The organism is Flagellimonas amoyensis, assembly GCF_003058265.1.
GTDB lineage: Bacteria > Bacteroidota > Bacteroidia > Flavobacteriales > Flavobacteriaceae > Flagellimonas > Flagellimonas amoyensis.
This window is the reverse complement of the sequence record NZ_QBUK01000002.1, coordinates 135,581-152,518: the sequence shown is the minus strand read 5'-3', so window position 1 is coordinate 152,518 and position 16,938 is coordinate 135,581. Positions and strand designations below refer to the sequence as shown.

Annotated in this window: 17 protein-coding genes; 11 read left to right on the top strand and 6 right to left on the bottom strand. The window is 45.5% G+C overall.

What is annotated here, in order from left to right:
* Positions 1–28 precede the first annotated feature (28 nt).
* Positions 29–1,891: a TonB-dependent receptor plug domain-containing protein gene (locus tag DB398_RS03215; RefSeq protein ID WP_108422968.1), complete on the top strand. Its 1,863-nt coding sequence runs from the start codon at positions 29–31 to the stop codon at positions 1,889–1,891.
* 139 nt (positions 1,892–2,030) lie between these two features.
* Here the strand turns inward: DB398_RS03215 and DB398_RS03210 are convergent, their stop codons facing one another.
* Positions 2,031–3,527 (bottom strand): S41 family peptidase, encoded by a 1,497-nt coding sequence (locus DB398_RS03210; protein WP_108422967.1) that lies wholly within the window; start codon positions 3,525–3,527, stop codon positions 2,031–2,033.
* 209 nt (positions 3,528–3,736) lie between these two features.
* On the opposite strand from DB398_RS03210, the gene DB398_RS03205 reads away from it, so the two are divergent.
* From DB398_RS03205 to DB398_RS03180, 6 genes are all read left to right on the top strand, one after another.
* A complete protein-coding gene (locus tag DB398_RS03205) occupies positions 3,737–4,246 on the top strand; it encodes an RNA polymerase sigma factor (RefSeq protein ID WP_108422966.1) in 510 nt (169 codons plus the stop codon).
* Positions 4,233–4,667: a hypothetical protein gene (locus DB398_RS03200; RefSeq protein WP_108422965.1), complete on the top strand. Its 435-nt coding sequence runs from the start codon at positions 4,233–4,235 to the stop codon at positions 4,665–4,667. Before DB398_RS03205 ends, DB398_RS03200 begins: the two co-directional genes overlap by 14 nt.
* Before the next feature lie 12 nt (positions 4,668–4,679).
* Positions 4,680–5,219 carry a DUF4252 domain-containing protein gene (locus DB398_RS03195; RefSeq protein WP_108422964.1) on the top strand — a complete coding sequence of 180 codons (540 nt, stop codon included), beginning with the start codon at positions 4,680–4,682 and terminating at the stop codon, positions 5,217–5,219.
* Between the two features lie 115 nt (positions 5,220–5,334).
* Positions 5,335–5,874: a DUF4252 domain-containing protein gene (locus DB398_RS03190; protein WP_108422963.1), complete on the top strand. Its 540-nt coding sequence runs from the start codon at positions 5,335–5,337 to the stop codon at positions 5,872–5,874.
* Between the two features lie 137 nt (positions 5,875–6,011).
* On the top strand, positions 6,012–6,827 hold the full coding sequence (locus DB398_RS03185; protein ID WP_108422962.1) for a mechanosensitive ion channel family protein: 816 nt from the start codon (positions 6,012–6,014) through the stop codon (positions 6,825–6,827).
* 257 nt (positions 6,828–7,084) lie between these two features.
* Complete coding sequence (locus DB398_RS03180; RefSeq protein ID WP_234416017.1) at positions 7,085–8,614, top strand: dienelactone hydrolase family protein; 1,530 nt, start codon at positions 7,085–7,087, stop codon at positions 8,612–8,614.
* Between the two features lie 228 nt (positions 8,615–8,842).
* On the opposite strand, the gene purB is transcribed toward DB398_RS03180, so the two are convergent.
* Together purB and DB398_RS03165 are read right to left on the bottom strand one after the other, a co-directional pair.
* A complete protein-coding gene (gene purB, locus DB398_RS03170) occupies positions 8,843–10,186 on the bottom strand; it encodes an adenylosuccinate lyase (protein WP_108422959.1) in 1,344 nt (447 codons plus the stop codon).
* 47 nt (positions 10,187–10,233) lie between these two features.
* Positions 10,234–10,806, bottom strand: a complete 573-nt coding sequence (locus tag DB398_RS03165; protein ID WP_108422958.1) for a hypothetical protein — start codon at positions 10,804–10,806, stop codon at positions 10,234–10,236.
* 34 nt (positions 10,807–10,840) lie between these two features.
* Between DB398_RS03165 and DB398_RS03160 the strand changes: the two genes are divergently transcribed.
* Entirely contained in the window at positions 10,841–11,293 is a 453-nt protein-coding gene (locus DB398_RS03160; RefSeq protein ID WP_108423215.1) for a heme-binding domain-containing protein, read from the top strand.
* Here the strand turns inward: DB398_RS03160 and DB398_RS03155 are convergent.
* Together DB398_RS03155 and nhaA are read right to left on the bottom strand one after the other, a co-directional pair.
* Entirely contained in the window at positions 11,277–11,975 is a 699-nt protein-coding gene (locus tag DB398_RS03155) for an SIR2 family NAD-dependent protein deacylase (RefSeq protein WP_108422957.1), read from the bottom strand. The genes DB398_RS03160 and DB398_RS03155 overlap by 17 nt on opposite strands.
* Before the next feature lie 9 nt (positions 11,976–11,984).
* The gene (gene nhaA / locus DB398_RS03150; protein ID WP_108422956.1) at positions 11,985–13,301 is read right to left on the bottom strand and encodes a Na+/H+ antiporter NhaA; all 1,317 of its coding nucleotides are present in this window, start codon (positions 13,299–13,301) and stop codon (positions 11,985–11,987) included.
* 254 nt (positions 13,302–13,555) lie between these two features.
* Here nhaA and DB398_RS03145 point away from each other — a divergent pair, with 254 nt between their 5' ends.
* Genes DB398_RS03145 through DB398_RS03135 form a run of 3 tightly spaced genes read left to right on the top strand, consistent with a single transcriptional unit; the run spans position 13,556 to position 15,165 of the window.
* Positions 13,556–14,209, top strand: a complete 654-nt coding sequence (locus DB398_RS03145) for a TrmH family RNA methyltransferase (RefSeq protein ID WP_108422955.1) — start codon at positions 13,556–13,558, stop codon at positions 14,207–14,209.
* Positions 14,210–14,254: 45 nt separating this feature from the next.
* Positions 14,255–14,779 (top strand): SRPBCC family protein, encoded by a 525-nt coding sequence (locus DB398_RS03140; RefSeq protein ID WP_108423214.1) that lies wholly within the window; start codon positions 14,255–14,257, stop codon positions 14,777–14,779.
* Positions 14,780–14,784: 5 nt separating this feature from the next.
* Positions 14,785–15,165: a VOC family protein gene (locus tag DB398_RS03135; RefSeq protein WP_234416016.1), complete on the top strand. Its 381-nt coding sequence runs from the start codon at positions 14,785–14,787 to the stop codon at positions 15,163–15,165.
* Here the strand turns inward: DB398_RS03135 and DB398_RS03130 are convergent.
* Positions 15,154–16,851, bottom strand: a complete 1,698-nt coding sequence (locus DB398_RS03130) for an alpha-amylase family glycosyl hydrolase (protein WP_108422954.1) — start codon at positions 16,849–16,851, stop codon at positions 15,154–15,156. The genes DB398_RS03135 and DB398_RS03130 overlap by 12 nt on opposite strands.
* Positions 16,852–16,938 lie beyond the last annotated feature (87 nt).

Here is a 16,938-nt window from a genome sequence, read left to right as displayed (position 1 = left end):
TATGCTCCCGTTTATTCACGTAAACGAAATGAAAAAAAATCATTTTTGGTTATTGGCCGCTCTATTGGCGGGCAAGGGACTTCTTGCGCAAAACACACAGCAGGATTCCCTAAAAGTGCAGCAACTGGACGAGGTTGTTGTGAGCGATTCAAAATTTGAACTGAAACGAGAAAATTCAGGAAAGACGGTAATCCAGATCACCGCAAAGGAACTGGAACGCAGCCAAGGCAAGACGGTTGCCGAGATCATCAACACCAAGAGCGGTATCGAGATTGCCGGTAGCCGTGGTCGCGACGGTGATGTTTTGGGCGTTTATGCCCGCGGCGGCCGGGGAAAACAGGTCTTGGTGATCATCGATGGGGTGAGGGTATCCGACCCCTCCACATTTTCGCAGGAATATGACCTTCGGTTGTTGTCCCCCACAAACATTGCGTCCATAGAGATCATCAAAGGGGCGGCAAGTACCTTGTATGGCACCAATGCAGCCGCGGCCGTGATCAACATCACCACCAAAAGAAGCTCCCAAAAGGACATTTCCGGCAGTTTCAGTACCAGTATCGGCACCAACCAGACCGCGGAGGACCAGAACTATGATCTGGGAAGCATCAGCAATGCGGTGAATGTGAACGGTACCTTGGACAAGTTCAACTATGCCGTGGATTTTTCCAACCGCTACAAGAGTGGATTGTCTGCAGCGGTAACGCCGGACAATGAAGAGGATGTGTTTTCGCACTACAGTACCAATGTGAGGTTGGGTTATCAGTTTTCCAAAGATTTTGAGGTGTCGGTCTATGGCAACCAGACCAAGTTCAGCAACGAATACGATGCATCGAATGCGGACGCCCCGAACATAGGAAGAAATGAACAGGAAAGGGTGGGTGTATCCTCTTCCTTTTCGTATGGAAAAGGTTCCTTGCACCTCAATGCGGCACTTACCGATTATGAGACCAACTCCAGGGATACCTATGGTGAAAGTGTTTCTGAGGGAAGCAATTGGGTGTTGGACCTCTACAACAAATATGTTTTCGGGGAGCAGTGGCATACCATACTTGGAGTGAATTACATCAAGGATGAAGCTATTTTTTCAGAAGATGTGGATTTCACCATTGTAGATCCCTATGCCAATGTGGTCTATGTTTCTGATTTTGGTTTGAACCTGAATGCCGGGGTGCGTTTGAACAACCATTCGGAGTATGGAAACCATGTGGTGTACAATGTCAATCCGTCCTATGTGTTCCAGACCTCGAACGGATATGTGAAATTGCTCGGGTCGTATGCCACTTCATACATTACGCCCAACTTGACCCAACTTTTTGGGGCATTTGGAGGAAATCCTGATTTGGAGCCCGAAGAGAACAGGACCATAGAAGGCGGACTTGAATTCAAGGTGAACGATAGGTTGCGGTTCAGCACGCTTTATTTTGACCGAAACGAAAAGAATGCCATTGGGTACGATGTCAATTTTATGAGCATCAATATTGCCGATGAGATCGATGCCAATGGAGTGGAAGTGGAAGCGGTATGGTTTCCTTTGGATGTCCTGACCATTGATGCCAATTATACCTTTACGGAACGCAAAGGGGACAATGCCATCCGCATTCCGAAACACAAGGCCAATGTGACCTTGGGGTATCAATTGTGCGAGAAAACAAATGTATCGTTGAGCTATGCCTACACGGGCCAACGGTTCGATACAGATTTTGTGACCTATACCGATGTGGCTTTGGAATCTTTTTCTTTGGTGAACCTGTATCTGGGGCACGAGTTGATTCAGAACAAACTCCATGTGTTTTTGGCGGCGGACAATTTACTGAACGAGGATTACACAGAAATTATTGGGTTTACCACTAGGGGACGAAATTTTCGGCTAGGCCTGAACTTGAATCTATAAAAATAAAAAGCCGTCTCTAAAGTATGGTGGTTCGTCATTCTGAATTCATTTCAGAATCCTATCATTGACAAACAAATCATTGTGAGAACCTGAAACAAGTTCAGGTTGACGGAAAAATCAACTTTAGAGACGACTTTTTTTATTGTATTTGGAGATCCAAAGGTTTATCTAAGTACATATTGTCCCTCATGGGTGTTTGGAGCCTTGAGGAAGTAAACGGTTCAGCCGGCATTTCAACCGTAAAGTCCATTTTAGCAGATTCTCCTGAGATTTCTAACAATGCACGGGCCAGTAAAGGTTCATCCATTTCTCCTAAAATTCCCAAATTGGTGATGTCTTCTACCAACTCAATATCGGGAACTAGGCCGCTGGTGTAATCGGAAAACCCAGCTGCATTTTCATTACGTCCAACCAAAGGTTGGAGACCCCAGCTATTGTTTGGGTTGATTTTGTCCTCACGGTTACTATTATAAGCAAAGTTATTATCCGGATCGTCCACCAAGGTAATGGAAAATTCATTTTTACCTCTAGTGGTCTCACCAATGTGGATGACTTCCATATGAGGTACCAATCCGTTCATCACCAGTTCGCTGGCAGAGGCCGAATCGTTGGTGGCCAATACAAAGACCCTGCTTAGGTTTAGGGCGTTGATGCTGGTCGTGCCCGTGGTATTGGCAAAATAATCGGTCAAAAATTCATTGGTCAATTGGGCTTGGACTTTATCGTTCCATCGTTGTTTTATATAAACTTCATCGGTGTGGGTGCCATAGATCATACTGGCCAAGAGGCGTGAAGTGTTCACATTGCCACCAGGATTGTAGCGCATATCCAGCACGAGTTCGGTGGCTCCTTCCACTTTAAACTGTGCAAAGGCCTGATTGAGTTGTTCGTCAAAACTGCTCAAAAAACGGTTGTACATCAAATAGGCCACCTTAGTGCCATTTACGTCCAGCGTTTTGGCTACCAGAATAGGGTTTTCGACTTGATTGGCCACTTTGGTCAGGGTGACTTCCTTGGCGTCATTCACAAAATCCCCATTTTCTATATGGGCCATGCCCAACGTATAGGTATCGTTGGCGCCAAAGAGCAAGCTGATATAGTTGCTATCTGTTAACTGTACACCATTGACACGGGTAAACATTTCTCCCCGAACAATGTCGGCACCAGAAGCATTGGAGTCGGGCAATACATACAATACATATCCGAAGATTTCATTGCCAGTGGAATATTTATACATCAAATTGAACTCAAGGCCATTGCTCTTGGAAACCCCGGAAAGATTGCTGACCAGATCTTCGTAATCTTCGTAGGCAAAACTAAACCTGTCCACCGCATTGTCCCCGTAAATTTCCTCGTGTTTGTTACAGATTTGATAGAAAAAGGCTTCAGGGTTGGATGTGGCCTCTAAAAACTTTGTGTATGCTGCATCCGAAGAAAACCGGTCATCCGCTAGGTCGGCCACATCCCCTTGCCAAAAATACCAAAGGTTCATCGCCTGCCACATAAAATGTTGAGCTATAGCTTCAGAACCCGCCAGTAGTTGCGGGGTTTCCCCATTTTTAATTTGATTATCATCATCGCTACAAGCAGAAAAGACCAAGGCAACGCCCAATAGGAGAAAGAAATATTTTTTCATAGCTTAATTTTATAAAAATTCCTCAATTTTCATTCCAATTCGATAAATAGGTTGGAATAGGGGCTTGGAATGTTTGGTAAAATTGAAAGAACCACTATGCAAAATAGGCACATAAAGGGAGATTACAAATTTTTTGTAACAATTTTCGATATGCGTCGTCGTGATATTGTAGGGCGATAATTAAGCCTGAAAACAACTAAGACAACCAAATGAAACAAACAGAATTTTTAAACGTGGTGATGCCCTTCAAGGACAAGCTTTACCGAATGGCCAAAAGGCTGTTGGTGTCCAGGGAGGAAGCGGAAGATGCCACACAGGAAATTTTGTTGAAGCTTTGGTCGAAAAATGAGTCGATGGGAGAGTACAAAAATGTAGAGGCCTTTGCCATGACCATGACCAAAAACTTTTGTTTGGACCGTTTGAAGTCCAAACAAGCTGGTAACCTGAAATTGGTGCACAGCAACTACACGGATGAAACCGTGTCGCTACAGAAGCAATTGGAAGCCGAAGATAGCATAGGTTGGATGGAGCGCATCATGGAAGAACTGCCGGAACAACAAAAAATGGTATTGCAACTGCGCGATGTGGAGCAATACGAGTTCGAGGAGATCTGTGACCTGCTCGACATGAAACCTACGGCGGTGCGCGTGGCACTGTCCAGGGCAAGAAAAACAGTTAGGGACGAATTAACAAAAAAACATAGCTATGGAATTGGGTAACATAGAAAAAATATTGGAAAAGTATTTCGAGGCCACGACCACCGTGGCCGAGGAACGGAAACTTAGGGAGTATTTCGCACAGGACAGCGTAGCACCGCACCTAGAGCAATATAGGCCCATGTTCAACTACTTTTCCATCGCCAAGGAAGAAAGGTACACCAAGCAGGTTCCATTAAAACCTAGAGTAAACTATTACAAGTGGCTATCCGTTGCAGCGGCAGTAGTTCTCACCTTTGGTCTCTATTTTGGTAAGCAATATCAGGATAGAAAACAGCAGGAACTTGAACAGGCAGAATATGCCTATCAGGAAACCAAAAAGGCCTTTGAGCTCTTGGCCGAGAATTTTGGAAGGGGCACGGAAAAAGTGGCCTACCTAAAAGAGTTCGAAGAAGCAAAACAAAAAATTTACAACAACAATTAAAAAACGAAAAAGATGAAAAAGTATATTTTGATCGCAGTGATGGCATTGTTGCCTTTGGCCGGATTTTCACAATCCCTTTTTGACAAGTTTGAAGATATGGACGAGGTCACCTCCGTAGTGGTGAACAAGAGCATGTTCAACCTGTTGTCAAAAATAGAAGTAGAGGTCAATGACCCAGAGGCCAGGGATTTTATGGACATTGCCAGTAGCCTGAAAAGCTTGAAAGTGTTCACTACCGACAACAAAAGTATCGGTTCCGATATGACAGCGGCCGTGAACAGCTACCTGAATTCTTCCAAAATGGAAGAATTGATGCGAGTGAAGGACAAAGACGCCAACGTGAAGTTCTATATCAAACAAGGAAGGGATGATGACCATGTGAGCGAGCTGCTCATGTTGGTGACCGACCTGGACAAGGTGAAGACCAATGGAAGAAACGTGGAGACCGTGCTGTTGTCACTTACCGGGGACATCGATCTCAACAAGATCAATTCATTGACCAAGAAAATGAACCTGCCCCAAGAGCTGAACAAAGCAGGAAAGAACAACTAAAAAGTCTGTCGGCTGATCGTTATGGGCTGGAAGTGTAACAAAACACAAAACCCAACCACCAATAACTATCAGCTGACATGCTGGTTTTTAATGAATCAATCAAAAAAGAGCAAAGATGAAAGGTATGATTAAAAGTATTTTGGCAAGCATGGCCATCCTTGTGGCTTCCTGTTCTTCGCAACAGAGCCTACAGGAATATTATGTGGACAATTCAGAGAACCCCAATTTCCTGTCCATAGATGTCCCGGCCAGTATCCTTAAAATGGATGGCGTGGATTTGACACCCACACAAAAAGAAGCAGTGGAATCCTTGAGGAAGTTCAATTTGTTGGCTTTCAAGAAGAATTCAGAGAACGGTGCCGAATTTGAGATAGAGAAGAAAAAAGTAAAGGAAATCCTCAAAGGCGACAATTTTGTGGAATTGATGAAGATCAATTCGAAGTACGGGAAGGGAGTGATCAAATATCTTGGCGATGAAGATGCCATTGATGAAGTGATCATTTACGGGGACAGTGACGACAAGGGTTTTGCCCTAGTGCGCGTTTTGGGCAAGGACATGAATCCCGCCCACATCATGCAATTGATGCAGGCCATCCAAAAATCCGAATACAAGGGTGAAGGTCTGGGCCAAATCGGTGACTTTTTGAAAGGTTAAGACCGACCATCATACAATGGAACGAGGGCGACATCTGTCGCCCTCGTTTGTTTTTGGGCCTATTTTTCGCACCTTTTTGTGACCATCTTTTTTAACTTAGTGTCTCATTGTAAGAACACTAACTTAAAAATCTTATCATGGAAAAAGCTGAAGAATGGATGAACTACGGCCTGGAATTGGCCAAAGAATTTGGTCCCAAACTCATTACCGCCATACTCATTTACCTTGTAGGCATCTGGGTGATCAAGAGAATAACAGGGGGCACCCGAAAAATGATGTCCAAGAGCAAATATGACGAATCGCTCCAAAAATTCCTGTTGAACCTGTTCTCGTGGGCGCTGAAGGTCTTCCTTGTGATTGTTGTTATTTCCAGGTTGGGGGTGGATGTGACCACCTTTGCGGCCGTGATCGCCGCTGCCGGCCTTGCTGTTGGGTTGGCGTTGCAGGGATCTCTTTCCAATTTTGCGGGCGGAGTGCTCATTATGATTTTCAAGCCGTACCGTATTGGGGACCTTATCGAGGCCCAGGGTATTCTGGGAAAAGTGAAGGAAATCGAAATATTCACCACCAAGATGGTGACTCCTCAAAACAAACTTGCCATTGTGCCCAACGGAGCTGTGGCGAACGGGAACATCATCAATTATACGGCAGAGGGGAAGATGCGTGTGGACACTGTGATCGGGGTGGGTTATGGAGAGGACATTAAAAAGACCAAAGAAGTGCTTTTGAATGTGTTGACCAGCAACCCCAAAGTGCTTCAGGAGCCAGCTCCTTCAGTAAATGTATTGGAACTGGCGGACAGTTCCGTGAATTTTGCGGTGAGACCCTATTGTAAACCTGAGGATTACTGGGATGTGTATTTTGAGACCTATGAAAAATCCAAATTGGCCTTGGATGCCGCTGGTATCGAAATACCCTATCCGCACCGAGTGGAAATTCGCAAAGAAGGGTAATACAGTTGTCGCTTTAGGCCTGCCTGCCGAAGGTAGGGGATTTTAGGGGTGTCGAAATATGTGTGATCGATAAGCATTCAGTTCTCGGCTGCGCTCGAACGCACACAACACTTGGCATTCTGAACGCAGTGAGGAATCTGAAGTGAGATAATCCTTCAAAATGAAAGAAAACCGGGCCAAGTAGGGTTTAAAAGGGCAAAAACTGTAACAAAGAAGAAATCAGGACATCTTTAAAAATGAATTCTAACCGATCTATTGTGAGATTGACCATTCTACCCATTTTGATGCTTTTCCAAGCACAACTGATCATTGCCCAGACTTCACTCAAGGAAATCAACCTTGAAAATGGCCATCACAACGTAGGATTTCGGCAGTATACAATTTCTGACAGCACAAGGACATACAGTAGAATATACGACTACACCAACGCCAAGGTGCCAAGGCCTATTTCCGTGAGTATGTGGTATCCGTCCGGACAAAATGTTGAAGTTCTGGAACCCTTACAGATTTTAGATTACTTCGAAATACTGAAAAAGGAAGAGGAGTGGGAGCATTTGCCCAACGAGCAATTGTTGAATTGGTTCTATTATTCCGATACGCCGGAAAACCAAAAGCATCTTGAAGAAAAAACGACCGCATATGCTGATGTGGAATTCGAAAAAAGAAAATTTCCACTGATTCTCTATACGCCCAGTTTCCAAGCGTCATCCATCGAGAACTTTGCCCTTTGTGAATATTTGGCAAGTCATGGTTTTGTGGTCATGTCAAGTCCAAGTAGGGGGGCCGAAACCCGCTGGTTTGGCAACAACAATGCAAAGGAAATGGAGACCCAAGCCAGGGATGTGGAGTTTTTGATGAAAGAAGCGGGGAAATTTCCAATGGTGGATCATGATAAAATAGCAGTCATGGGTTTCAGTTTTGGAGGATTGTCGAATATTATCGTGCAAAATCGAAATGACAACGTAAAAGCCATTGTCAGCCTTGATGGAACAGAACGGTATCAATATGGACTGCTCAATCAATCCCCTTTTTTTGATGAAGGTAAGATAGACGTCCCCTACATTCATATGGCGCAGAAGGACATCCCAGAAATCGTCTTGAAGGAAGATCAGATAGATGCGGAACTGAACTCCAAATTCCAATTGTATGATAGTATTTCAAACAGTAAATCCTATCGATTGAAGTTCCATAATCTGACGCATAGCCATTTCAGCACGTTGGGCGTCCTTTTTGCCCATAGGGACCCTAGGCAGGACAAAAGTGATTCGGAAATCATGGAATCCTATAAATGGGTCGCGGCCTACACCTTGAACTTTCTAGAGGCCACGTTGAATCAAAACAAAAAAGCATCGGATTTTATGGAAAATGGTCCCTTGGCCAATGGAATGGCAAAGTCGTTGGCGACCCAAACCATCAAACAACCGAAAATAGGAAGATTCAACTTTCAGGATTTCAATGATTTGGCCATGGCCCAGAACTATGAAAACCTATCTCAGCTACTCGATTCAATACTGAAAAGCCATCCCACGTTTAAAATACCGGAAGCTGATTTGAACACCCTTGGACTACAACTCGTTTTCAATCCAAAAAGGTCTTCCCAAGGAATCCAAGTATTTAAATTGGCCATAGCGCTTTTTCCAAATTCGTCCAATCTATATGACAGTCTAGCAGAAGGGTATCTGTTCATGGGTGAAAAGGAAAAGGCCATTGAAAGTTTTGAAAAGGCGTTGGAATTGAATTCCCAAAATCAAAACGCCATTACCCGATTGGAACAACTGAAGGAATGAACCGGGTCCAGATTGAAAACAAAATCTGGCTCTAGTCAATTCACTGAGATTATTTTTTTGGTTTCCGCCAAATGTAAAGAAGTATTGCAATAAAAAGCAGAAGATAGGCAATGGATATCAATAGGGAGCCATTGATGGGGCCAAATTCCCAGTGCAGAATTTTTATCAAAGATCCACCGAAAAGAAAAAGGAAACCAAAAGTCAACAGGATTTTTTGGTAAAGAGTCATTAGATTCCTGTATAATTTGCCGGTGTGATCTGTTTCAATTCCGTTTTGATGGCATCCGAAACCTCCAGCGTTTCAATGAAATCCGCAATGGATTTTTGGGTGATTTTTTCATTGGTCCGGGTCAGGCCCTTTAGGGCCTCGTAGGGATTAGGATAGCCTTCCCTGCGCAAAATGGTCTGGATGGCCTCGGCGACCACGGCCCAGTTGTCCTCCAAGTCCTTTTCAAACTTTTCTTGGTTCAGGACCAATTTGTTCAGCCCTTTCAAAGTGGATTGGAACCCGATCAGGGTGTGCGCAAAAGGAACACCCACATTTCGCAATACCGTACTGTCCGTTAGGTCACGCTGCATTCTGGAAATGGGCAGTTTGGCCGATAGGTGCTCAAAAACAGCATTGGCGATGCCAAGGTTGCCCTCCGAATTTTCAAAATCGATGGGGTTGACCTTGTGGGGCATGGCCGATGAGCCCACTTCCCCTTTTTTGATCTTTTGCTTGAAATAATCCATCGACACATAGGTCCAGATATCCCTGTTGAGGTCGATCAAAATCGTGTTGATACGCTTCAAACCATCAAATAGGGCGGCCATGTGGTCGTAGTGTTCAATCTGTGTGGTGGGAAACGAATGGTGGAGCCCCAGCTTTTGTTGGACAAACTGGTTTCCAAAAGCTTTCCAGTCCCTGTTCGGATAGGCCACTTTGTGGGCATTGTAATTTCCGGTGGCACCCCCAAATTTGGCCGCACTCGGGATGTCGTTCAATAAATTGAACTGCTCTTTGAACCGCTCCACAAATACTTCGATTTCCTTGCCCAAACGGGTAGGGGAGGCCGGTTGACCGTGTGTTCGTGCCAGCATGGGGATGTTTTCCCATTCCTTGGCCAGCTCCTTCAATTTTTCAAATACTTCCAAATAAGAAGGGACATAGACCTCGTGCATGGCTTCCTTGATGGATAGCGGAATAGCCGTATTGTTGATGTCCTGCGAAGTCAGTCCAAAATGGATGAACTCCTTGTATTTTTGGAGCCCCAGAGCATCAAATTTTTGTTTGATGAAATACTCCACGGCCTTTACGTCGTGGTTGGTGGTCTTTTCAATTTCCTTGATACCCAGTGCATCCTCCGAAGAAAACTCCAAATAGATTTTTTGAAGATCGGAAAACAACGCTTTGTCGAAATCGGCCAATTGGGACAAAGGCACCTCACATAGGGCAATGAAATATTCAATCTCTACCAGAACACGGTACCTGATCAGGGCCTCTTCGGAAAAGTAATCCCTTAGTGCCTTGGTTTTGTTTCCGTATCGGCCGTCAATGGGCGAAATCGCATTGAGTTGGGTCAAAGACATGGTCAAGAAAATTTTGAAAGCCCCAAAGATACTTAAACTCGTAGAGTTTAATGGCCTAATTGGGCCAACTTATCCAGGGTTTTTTTGGCCCGGTTCCGATATCCCGGAGTTCCATCGGCAAAGGTGTCCTGCAAAACCTGCTTCAGTTCTGGATGCACCCAATCAAATTTTAGCCCCAGATAGAAGAGGCTCGTCATAGAGAATACCTTTGGTGCCATGTTCATGGGGCTGATGAGCCAATCAAAACACACGGTCATGATCTGTTCCAGTTGGGTGTCGGTAATATGTTGTGTAAAAGCGGGTTCCTTCTTTTTAAAATAGGCCCTACAGACCATTTCGCACACATGGGCCATGGGGCGGATACAGGACTCGGTCCTCAGTTCGCCCAACCTGTTCGCAAAATCATCAAAGAAGGGCAACAGGTACTCCAACTTTTTTCGCATCAGGTGGTCAAAGGTCCAACTGGCGTTGAACGTACCCTCCCGGTCCTCCATAAATATCGCTTCAAATAGCACCTTGGCGAGTTCGGGCTGCTTTTCAAGCTCGCGTACCAATCGGTCAATTTGGGGCTTGGAAAGCCTTCCGGAGTCCAGTGCGATATGTAGTTCCTTTTCAGTCACAAAAAAAAGTATATTTATGACAAACCTTTTCGTGATGAAAATAGTGAAAAAAATAGCGATTGCCCTATTGGTGATCCTGATAGGCATGCAATTTTACAGACCTGAAAAAAACCAGGCCGAAGGCGATTATGTTGCTGCTTTTGAAGCAGAGACCGCGCCCAGTGCACAAGTGAAGGAAATTTTGCGATCGGCTTGTTATGATTGCCATAGTGCCCATACGGAATATCCGTGGTACAACAATGTGGCACCGGTATCCTATTGGTTGGCCGATCACATCAAAGATGGGAAGAAACACCTCAATTTTTCCGATTGGGAAAACTATACGGACAAAAAGAAGGACCATAAATTGGAAGAAGTGGTGGAAGAGGTGAAAAAAGGAGGTATGCCCTTAAAGGAATACACCTGGACCCATGGCGATGCCAGATTGACCCAAGAACAGATCATCGCTCTGGTGACCTGGGCCGATGGCGCTAGGGCCAAGTACTGAAAAGTTCTTCCACAAGGGGCGGAACCCCCTCCACAGCTGTTTTTGGGATGATGGTCAGGTTACCAAAATCCGATGCACGCACAGTTGGTTTGGGATCTACAAAATAAATGGGCGTTTGGCCATCCGCATAATGGATCAGGCTGGCTGCGGGATATACCTGCATGGAGGTGCCGATGATGATCAGCACATCGGCCTGTTGGGTGATTTCTGCTGCCGTTTGGAGCAAGGGCACCATTTCCCCGAACCAAACGATATGGGGCCGTAGTTGATGTCCGTGTGGATCCAGATCGCCCAGCACAAGGTCTTCCTTCCATTCCAACACATGATTTTCATCTTTGGTGCTCCGCACCTTGAAAAGTTCACCGTGCAGGTGTACCACATGGGAACTTCCCGCCTGTTCGTGAAGGTTGTCCACGTTTTGGGTCACTATGCTCACATCAAATCGGTTTTCCAATTGCGCCAAGGCCAGATGTCCTTGGTTGGGGCTTACTTGGAGCAATTGTCGCCTACGTTGGTTATAGAATTCCAGCACCAATTCAGGATTACGGGCAAAACCTTGAGGTGAGGCCACTTCCATCACATCATGGCCCTCCCAAAGACCATTGGCGTCCCTGAAGGTGCTCAATCCGCTTTCGGCACTCATGCCTGCTCCGGTAAGTACAACGACTTTTGGCTTGCTCATGGTTGTGTTTTATTGAGGATCAATGGAAATGGTCTTACGGGGTTTCCACCTCAAAATAAGGAAACCGATGACCGCAGAGATGAACGATCCCACAAGAATCCCGATTTTGGCCGAGTCTATATTGATGGGGTCGTTTTCAAAGGCCAGCCCTGCAATGAAAATGGACATGGTGAAACCGATACCGGCCAAAAAGGCGACTCCCACAATCTGCTGTGTCCCGATGTCCTTTGGCACCTCGATCAATTTGATTTTTTTGGCCAATAGGATGATGGTTGAGATACCGATACTGTTTCCGGCCACAAGGCAGATGGTCATATTGATGATGAGTTGGGTATCCAGGTCCGTCGAGTTGTTAAATGATACCCCTGCATTGGCCAGGGCAAAGACCGGGATGATGAAATAGGCGACCCAGCCGTGCAGATTGTGTTCCAGACGTTGAAGAGGGGATTGGTAGCTATCGGTCCAATATTCCAGGGTGTCAATTTCCCCGATCTGTTCTTTGGAGAGCATGGAGTTGTCCAAGACCTTGGCCTTTTTGATCCGTTCAGTGATCCGTGTCAGATTGTCTATGAATTCAGGGGTATCCACCTTTTGCCTGATGGGCACGGAAAAAGCCAACAGGATCCCTGCCAAGGTTGGATGGATCCCCGCCTTTAAAAACAATGTCCAGATGATGATGCCAAAAAAAGTGACCAGATATTTAGAGTAGATCCCTTTGTAGGCTATGGCATAGAGTATGGCCAAAAGCCCAAAGGCATAGAGCAGGAGGGAGAAGTCAATGTCACTGCTGTAAAAAACAGCGATGACCAGAACGGCCCCAATGTCGTCCACTATGGCAAATGCGGTCAGGAAGATTTTCAGGCTCAGGGGCACACGGGACCCCAATGCGTTTAGGACGGCCAAAGAAAATGCAATATCGGTGGCCATGGGAATGCCCCACCCCACTTGGGTTTCTGGACTGTGGTTGAGGAAGAGGTAAAAAAGTACAGGCACGGACATACCGCCCAAGGCTCCAAAAAGAGGGAAAGCTATTTTTTTGACCGAGTTGAGCTCCCCGATCAAAAATTCCCTTTTGATCTCCAATCCGATCAGGAAAAAGAAAATGGCCATCAATGCATCATTGATCCAAAGGATCAGCGGTTTTTGCAGTTCAAAAAAAGGAGTGCTGAACCCTAGCTTGTACTGCCAAATGGATTGGTAACTGTCCCCGAACGGTGAGTTGGCCCAGATAAGGGCTATTATGGTCGTGATGAGCAATAGGATGCCACTAAAGCCCTCAATCTTTACAAAACTCTGAAAAGGGGTCAGGATGATTTTTTTGATCATTTTTCCGTTTTTGGTGGTGAACGGTGCCCTGGCAACACTGTAGTTCCATCAATTCTTGTTTGGTGAAAAAGCAGGCTTTTTTGCCAGATGATGGCCTGCCTTACAAAACAACAAAATAATTATTGTTTTGAAAGTGAATTTAGTGGTTCTTATCATTTTTATGGGATAAAGAGTTGCTTGCTGCCATTGGAACAAGGGACTGCATATCCTGTGTTGAATCCCGGCACATTTCAAATTTGTCTATCTTGCGCCCCATGTTCGATCATGATCTCTTTGCTTATTTGGAAAGCTATCTCACCGAGGAACGCAAACAGCGTTTTTTGGAGGTGCTGCAGCACCGTACCAATTTTTTGACCGTGGCCATTGAGGATGTGTACCAAATGCACAACACCAGTGCCATTATCCGTAGTTGCGATGTGTTCGGGGTGCAGCAAGTGCATGTCGTGGAAGACCGTTTTGCCAAGGAATTGGACAAGAACATCGCCATGGGGGCGGAGAAGTGGGTGGATGTCCATAGGTACAGGAACACGGGGGACTGTGTGACCAGATTAAAGGAGGAAGGATATCAGATCATTGCCACCACGCCGCATGACAACTCCACACTGCTCCATGATTTTGACCCAGAGAAAAAGTCGGCCATTTTCTTTGGCACGGAAAAGGCAGGACTCAGCGATGAGGTGATGCAGCAGGCGGACATTTTTTTGAAGATTCCGATGGTGGGTTTTTCGGAAAGCCTGAACGTTTCCGTTTCGGCGGCCATCATCATACAGTACTTGGCCCAAAAAGTGAGGCAATCCAAGTTAGATTGGCAACTGTCTGACATTGAGATTCTTGAAAAACGATTGGATTGGACCAAAAAGTCCATCAACCATGTGAAGGGAATCATCAAAAGATACCGTTCTGAGTAAAGTTTTTTTGTATTTTTAGCTGTTAACCAATCATTTAAGCATATGATGACAGCACTTTACATTGTCCTTGGAATTGTTTTGTTGATCTTGATTTTGGCCACAATCGCGCCCAAAACCTACAACGTTTCCCGATCTATAGAGATAAACCGGCCGAAGGATGAGGTCTTTGTGCATCTGAAATCCTTAAAAAAGCAAAATGAATGGTCCCCTTGGGCCAAAAGGGATCCGGATATGCAACAAAAGTTCACGGGAACCGATGGTGAGGTTGGAGCAACCAATTATTGGAACGGCAACAAACAAGTAGGGGAAGGGGAGCAGGAAATCAAAAAAATTGTGGAAGGCGAACGGGTGGAAACTGAACTACGTTTTCTAAAACCTTTCAAGTCCACTTCGGATGCCTATTTGGTGACCGAAAGTGTTGCCGGGGACAGAACCAAGGTCACTTGGGGCTTTTCTGGCCATAATAAATTCCCCATGACCATTATGATGCTGTTCATGAGCATGGACAAAGCCGTTGGTAAAGATTTTGAGGAAGGTCTCAGCAACCTAAAGACAACTTTGGAAAAATAACGGATATGGATTACAATATGGTGGGCTGGTTCGAGATCCCAGTGGAGGATATGGAACGGGCGAAAACATTTTATGAAACAGTTTTTCAGATAGAAATAGGCCTACAGGATTTTGGTGGCACAAAAATGGGCTGGTTCCCAATGGATCATGCAAAACCTGGTGCGGCAGGATCTTTGATCCAGAATAAGGATTGGTACAAACCTAGCGGGAGCGAGGGAACATTGCTTTATTTTAATAGTATGGACGTGCAGAATGAACTTGACCGTATTGAGTCTAACGGAGGAAAAATTATGCAACCCAAGACCCAAATCAGTAAGGAAATAGGTTTTATGGCTGTGTTTTTGGATACAGAAGGCAACCGGATTGCCCTACATTCAAGGCAGTAAGGTCTGTTCCACCAATTCAAGAAGGGCAATGTCAAAGTCATTGTTCAAGAGTACCTTCCCGTTGGCAACGGTGACCTCTGTTTCGGAATAGGTATCGTACAGTTTGGTGCCATCCCCGAAGAATCCTTTCACCCATAGGGATTTTTTGCCCTTGGGCAAGTCCAGTCCAACGACCACTTTATCCCTGAAATCACCGTTCACATAGGTCCTTGAGAACACATAAGGGGACTTGGCCAACCTTTTGTGCTTGCCGGCCCCTATTGCTGGGTGATTTTTACGGAACTGCCCCAGTTTTTGCCAGTGTTTATGGATCTGTTGCACGTTGGGCAAACTATCCAGGTCTTCCCAGTTCATAAAGGAGCGCAAAGTGGCATCACCTTCGGCGCCCTCAATAGTGAGGCTTCGGGCTGTTTCGTCCCCATAATAGACTTGTGAGGCGCCGGGGGTCAAAAGCAGGACATTCGCGGCACGAATGGCTTTTTTCCGTTCCTTGTCGTAAGGGGTGCCATCATCATGTGAGGTGAGGTAATTGAGTACGCTTTTGTCCTTTAATTTCGTATTGAGGATGTCACTGTATTTTTTAAAGATGGATTCATAATCGTTATCGGCATCGGCCTTCAGCTCAAAATTGATCAAGCTTTTGAACCCATACTCAAAAAAGTCCACCTTCTTGTCGCCAAAATCAAATTGGCGTCCCCCTGAAATTCCATAATTATAGACTTCGCCCACCATATAGAAAGCATTGTCGTCCAAGATTTTGCTCTCGTGTTTCTTTTTCCACATTTCGAAAGCGTTGTTGGCTTCCTTGTGCAGTTCGCCCCATACATCTTCGTTCACGTGCTTTACAGTGTCCACGCGGAACCCATCCACTCCGAACTCGTTGATGTAATCGGTCAACCATTTGATGATGTAGTAGCGTGGGGCCCTTGGGTAGCCTGTGCGTTCGAAGAAAAGCTGGAGTTCATCCAGTTCCTTGCTCAAACGGCCCTCTTCTTTCCATTTGGCCAAAAGCGCATCTGGGAGTTCCACAGCTTCGTTGGATTCGGTAAGGATGTCCGGCAAGTTTTCTACCAAGGTACATGCCGTGGTGTTTTCGTAGGTGGTAAACTCACATTTGGGTCCGGTCCTTACCCAATCATCGGGCCATACGGGGTCTTGCTCGGTCACGGGCCCCGTGTGGTTCAGCACCACGTCCAGTAGGATGCGGATACCTTTTTTATGGGCAGCCTTCACCAGATTGCCCAAATCTTGTTTGGTGCCAAAATTAGGGTCTATGGCGGTCCAGTCCTTGGCCCAATAGCCATGATAGCCGTATGTTTTTCCAGTGCCTTCGTCCGTGGCCCCGTGTATCTGTTCCACAACGGGAGTGAACCAAATAGCGTTGATGCCCAAGTCGGTGAAATAGCCTTCTTCAATTTTTTTGGTGATGCCCTGTAGGTCACCGCCCATAAATCCCCGGAGCACGCCTGTCTCTTCCGTTCGTTCAAAATTGACATCATTTTCGGGATTTCCGTTGTTGAAACGGTCCGTCAGTAGAAAATAAACATTGGCGGCCTCCCAGACAAAAGGAACCTCTTTTTTGGGTGCCTCTTGCTGGACTACTTGTATTTTTTCAGGTTGTTTTTTAACCTCTTTACAGCCGATGAACAAGGGAATGGAGTACATGACGACAAGTAGCTTTTTCATGTATTGGGATTTTTTCTAAAGCTATAAAATGAATGTGGAAATATAAAATTTATTTATAGCTGGGCCCAGACCTGAAAATGAACGGTT

Coding starts and splice junctions, on each gene's coding strand:
- nhaA (WP_108422956.1), bottom strand. CDS start 13,301: ATGATCAAAAAAATCATCCTGACCCCTTTTCAGAGTTTTGTAAAGATT.
- DB398_RS03210 (WP_108422967.1), bottom strand. CDS start 3,527: ATGAAAAAATATTTCTTTCTCCTATTGGGCGTTGCCTTGGTCTTTTCT.
- DB398_RS03130 (WP_108422954.1), bottom strand. CDS start 16,851: ATGAAAAAGCTACTTGTCGTCATGTACTCCATTCCCTTGTTCATCGGC.
- DB398_RS03195 (WP_108422964.1), top strand. CDS start 4,680: ATGAAAAAGTATATTTTGATCGCAGTGATGGCATTGTTGCCTTTGGCC.
- DB398_RS03205 (WP_108422966.1), top strand. CDS start 3,737: ATGAAACAAACAGAATTTTTAAACGTGGTGATGCCCTTCAAGGACAAG.
- DB398_RS03215 (WP_108422968.1), top strand. CDS start 29: ATGAAAAAAAATCATTTTTGGTTATTGGCCGCTCTATTGGCGGGCAAG.
- DB398_RS03185 (WP_108422962.1), top strand. CDS start 6,012: ATGGAAAAAGCTGAAGAATGGATGAACTACGGCCTGGAATTGGCCAAA.
- DB398_RS03190 (WP_108422963.1), top strand. CDS start 5,335: ATGAAAGGTATGATTAAAAGTATTTTGGCAAGCATGGCCATCCTTGTG.
- purB (WP_108422959.1), bottom strand. CDS start 10,186: ATGTCTTTGACCCAACTCAATGCGATTTCGCCCATTGACGGCCGATAC.
- DB398_RS03160 (WP_108423215.1), top strand. CDS start 10,841: ATGAAAATAGTGAAAAAAATAGCGATTGCCCTATTGGTGATCCTGATA.
- DB398_RS03200 (WP_108422965.1), top strand. CDS start 4,233: ATGGAATTGGGTAACATAGAAAAAATATTGGAAAAGTATTTCGAGGCC.
- DB398_RS03140 (WP_108423214.1), top strand. CDS start 14,255: ATGACAGCACTTTACATTGTCCTTGGAATTGTTTTGTTGATCTTGATT.
- DB398_RS03145 (WP_108422955.1), top strand. CDS start 13,556: ATGTTCGATCATGATCTCTTTGCTTATTTGGAAAGCTATCTCACCGAG.
- DB398_RS03155 (WP_108422957.1), bottom strand. CDS start 11,975: ATGAGCAAGCCAAAAGTCGTTGTACTTACCGGAGCAGGCATGAGTGCC.
- DB398_RS03135 (WP_234416016.1), top strand. CDS start 14,785: ATGGATTACAATATGGTGGGCTGGTTCGAGATCCCAGTGGAGGATATG.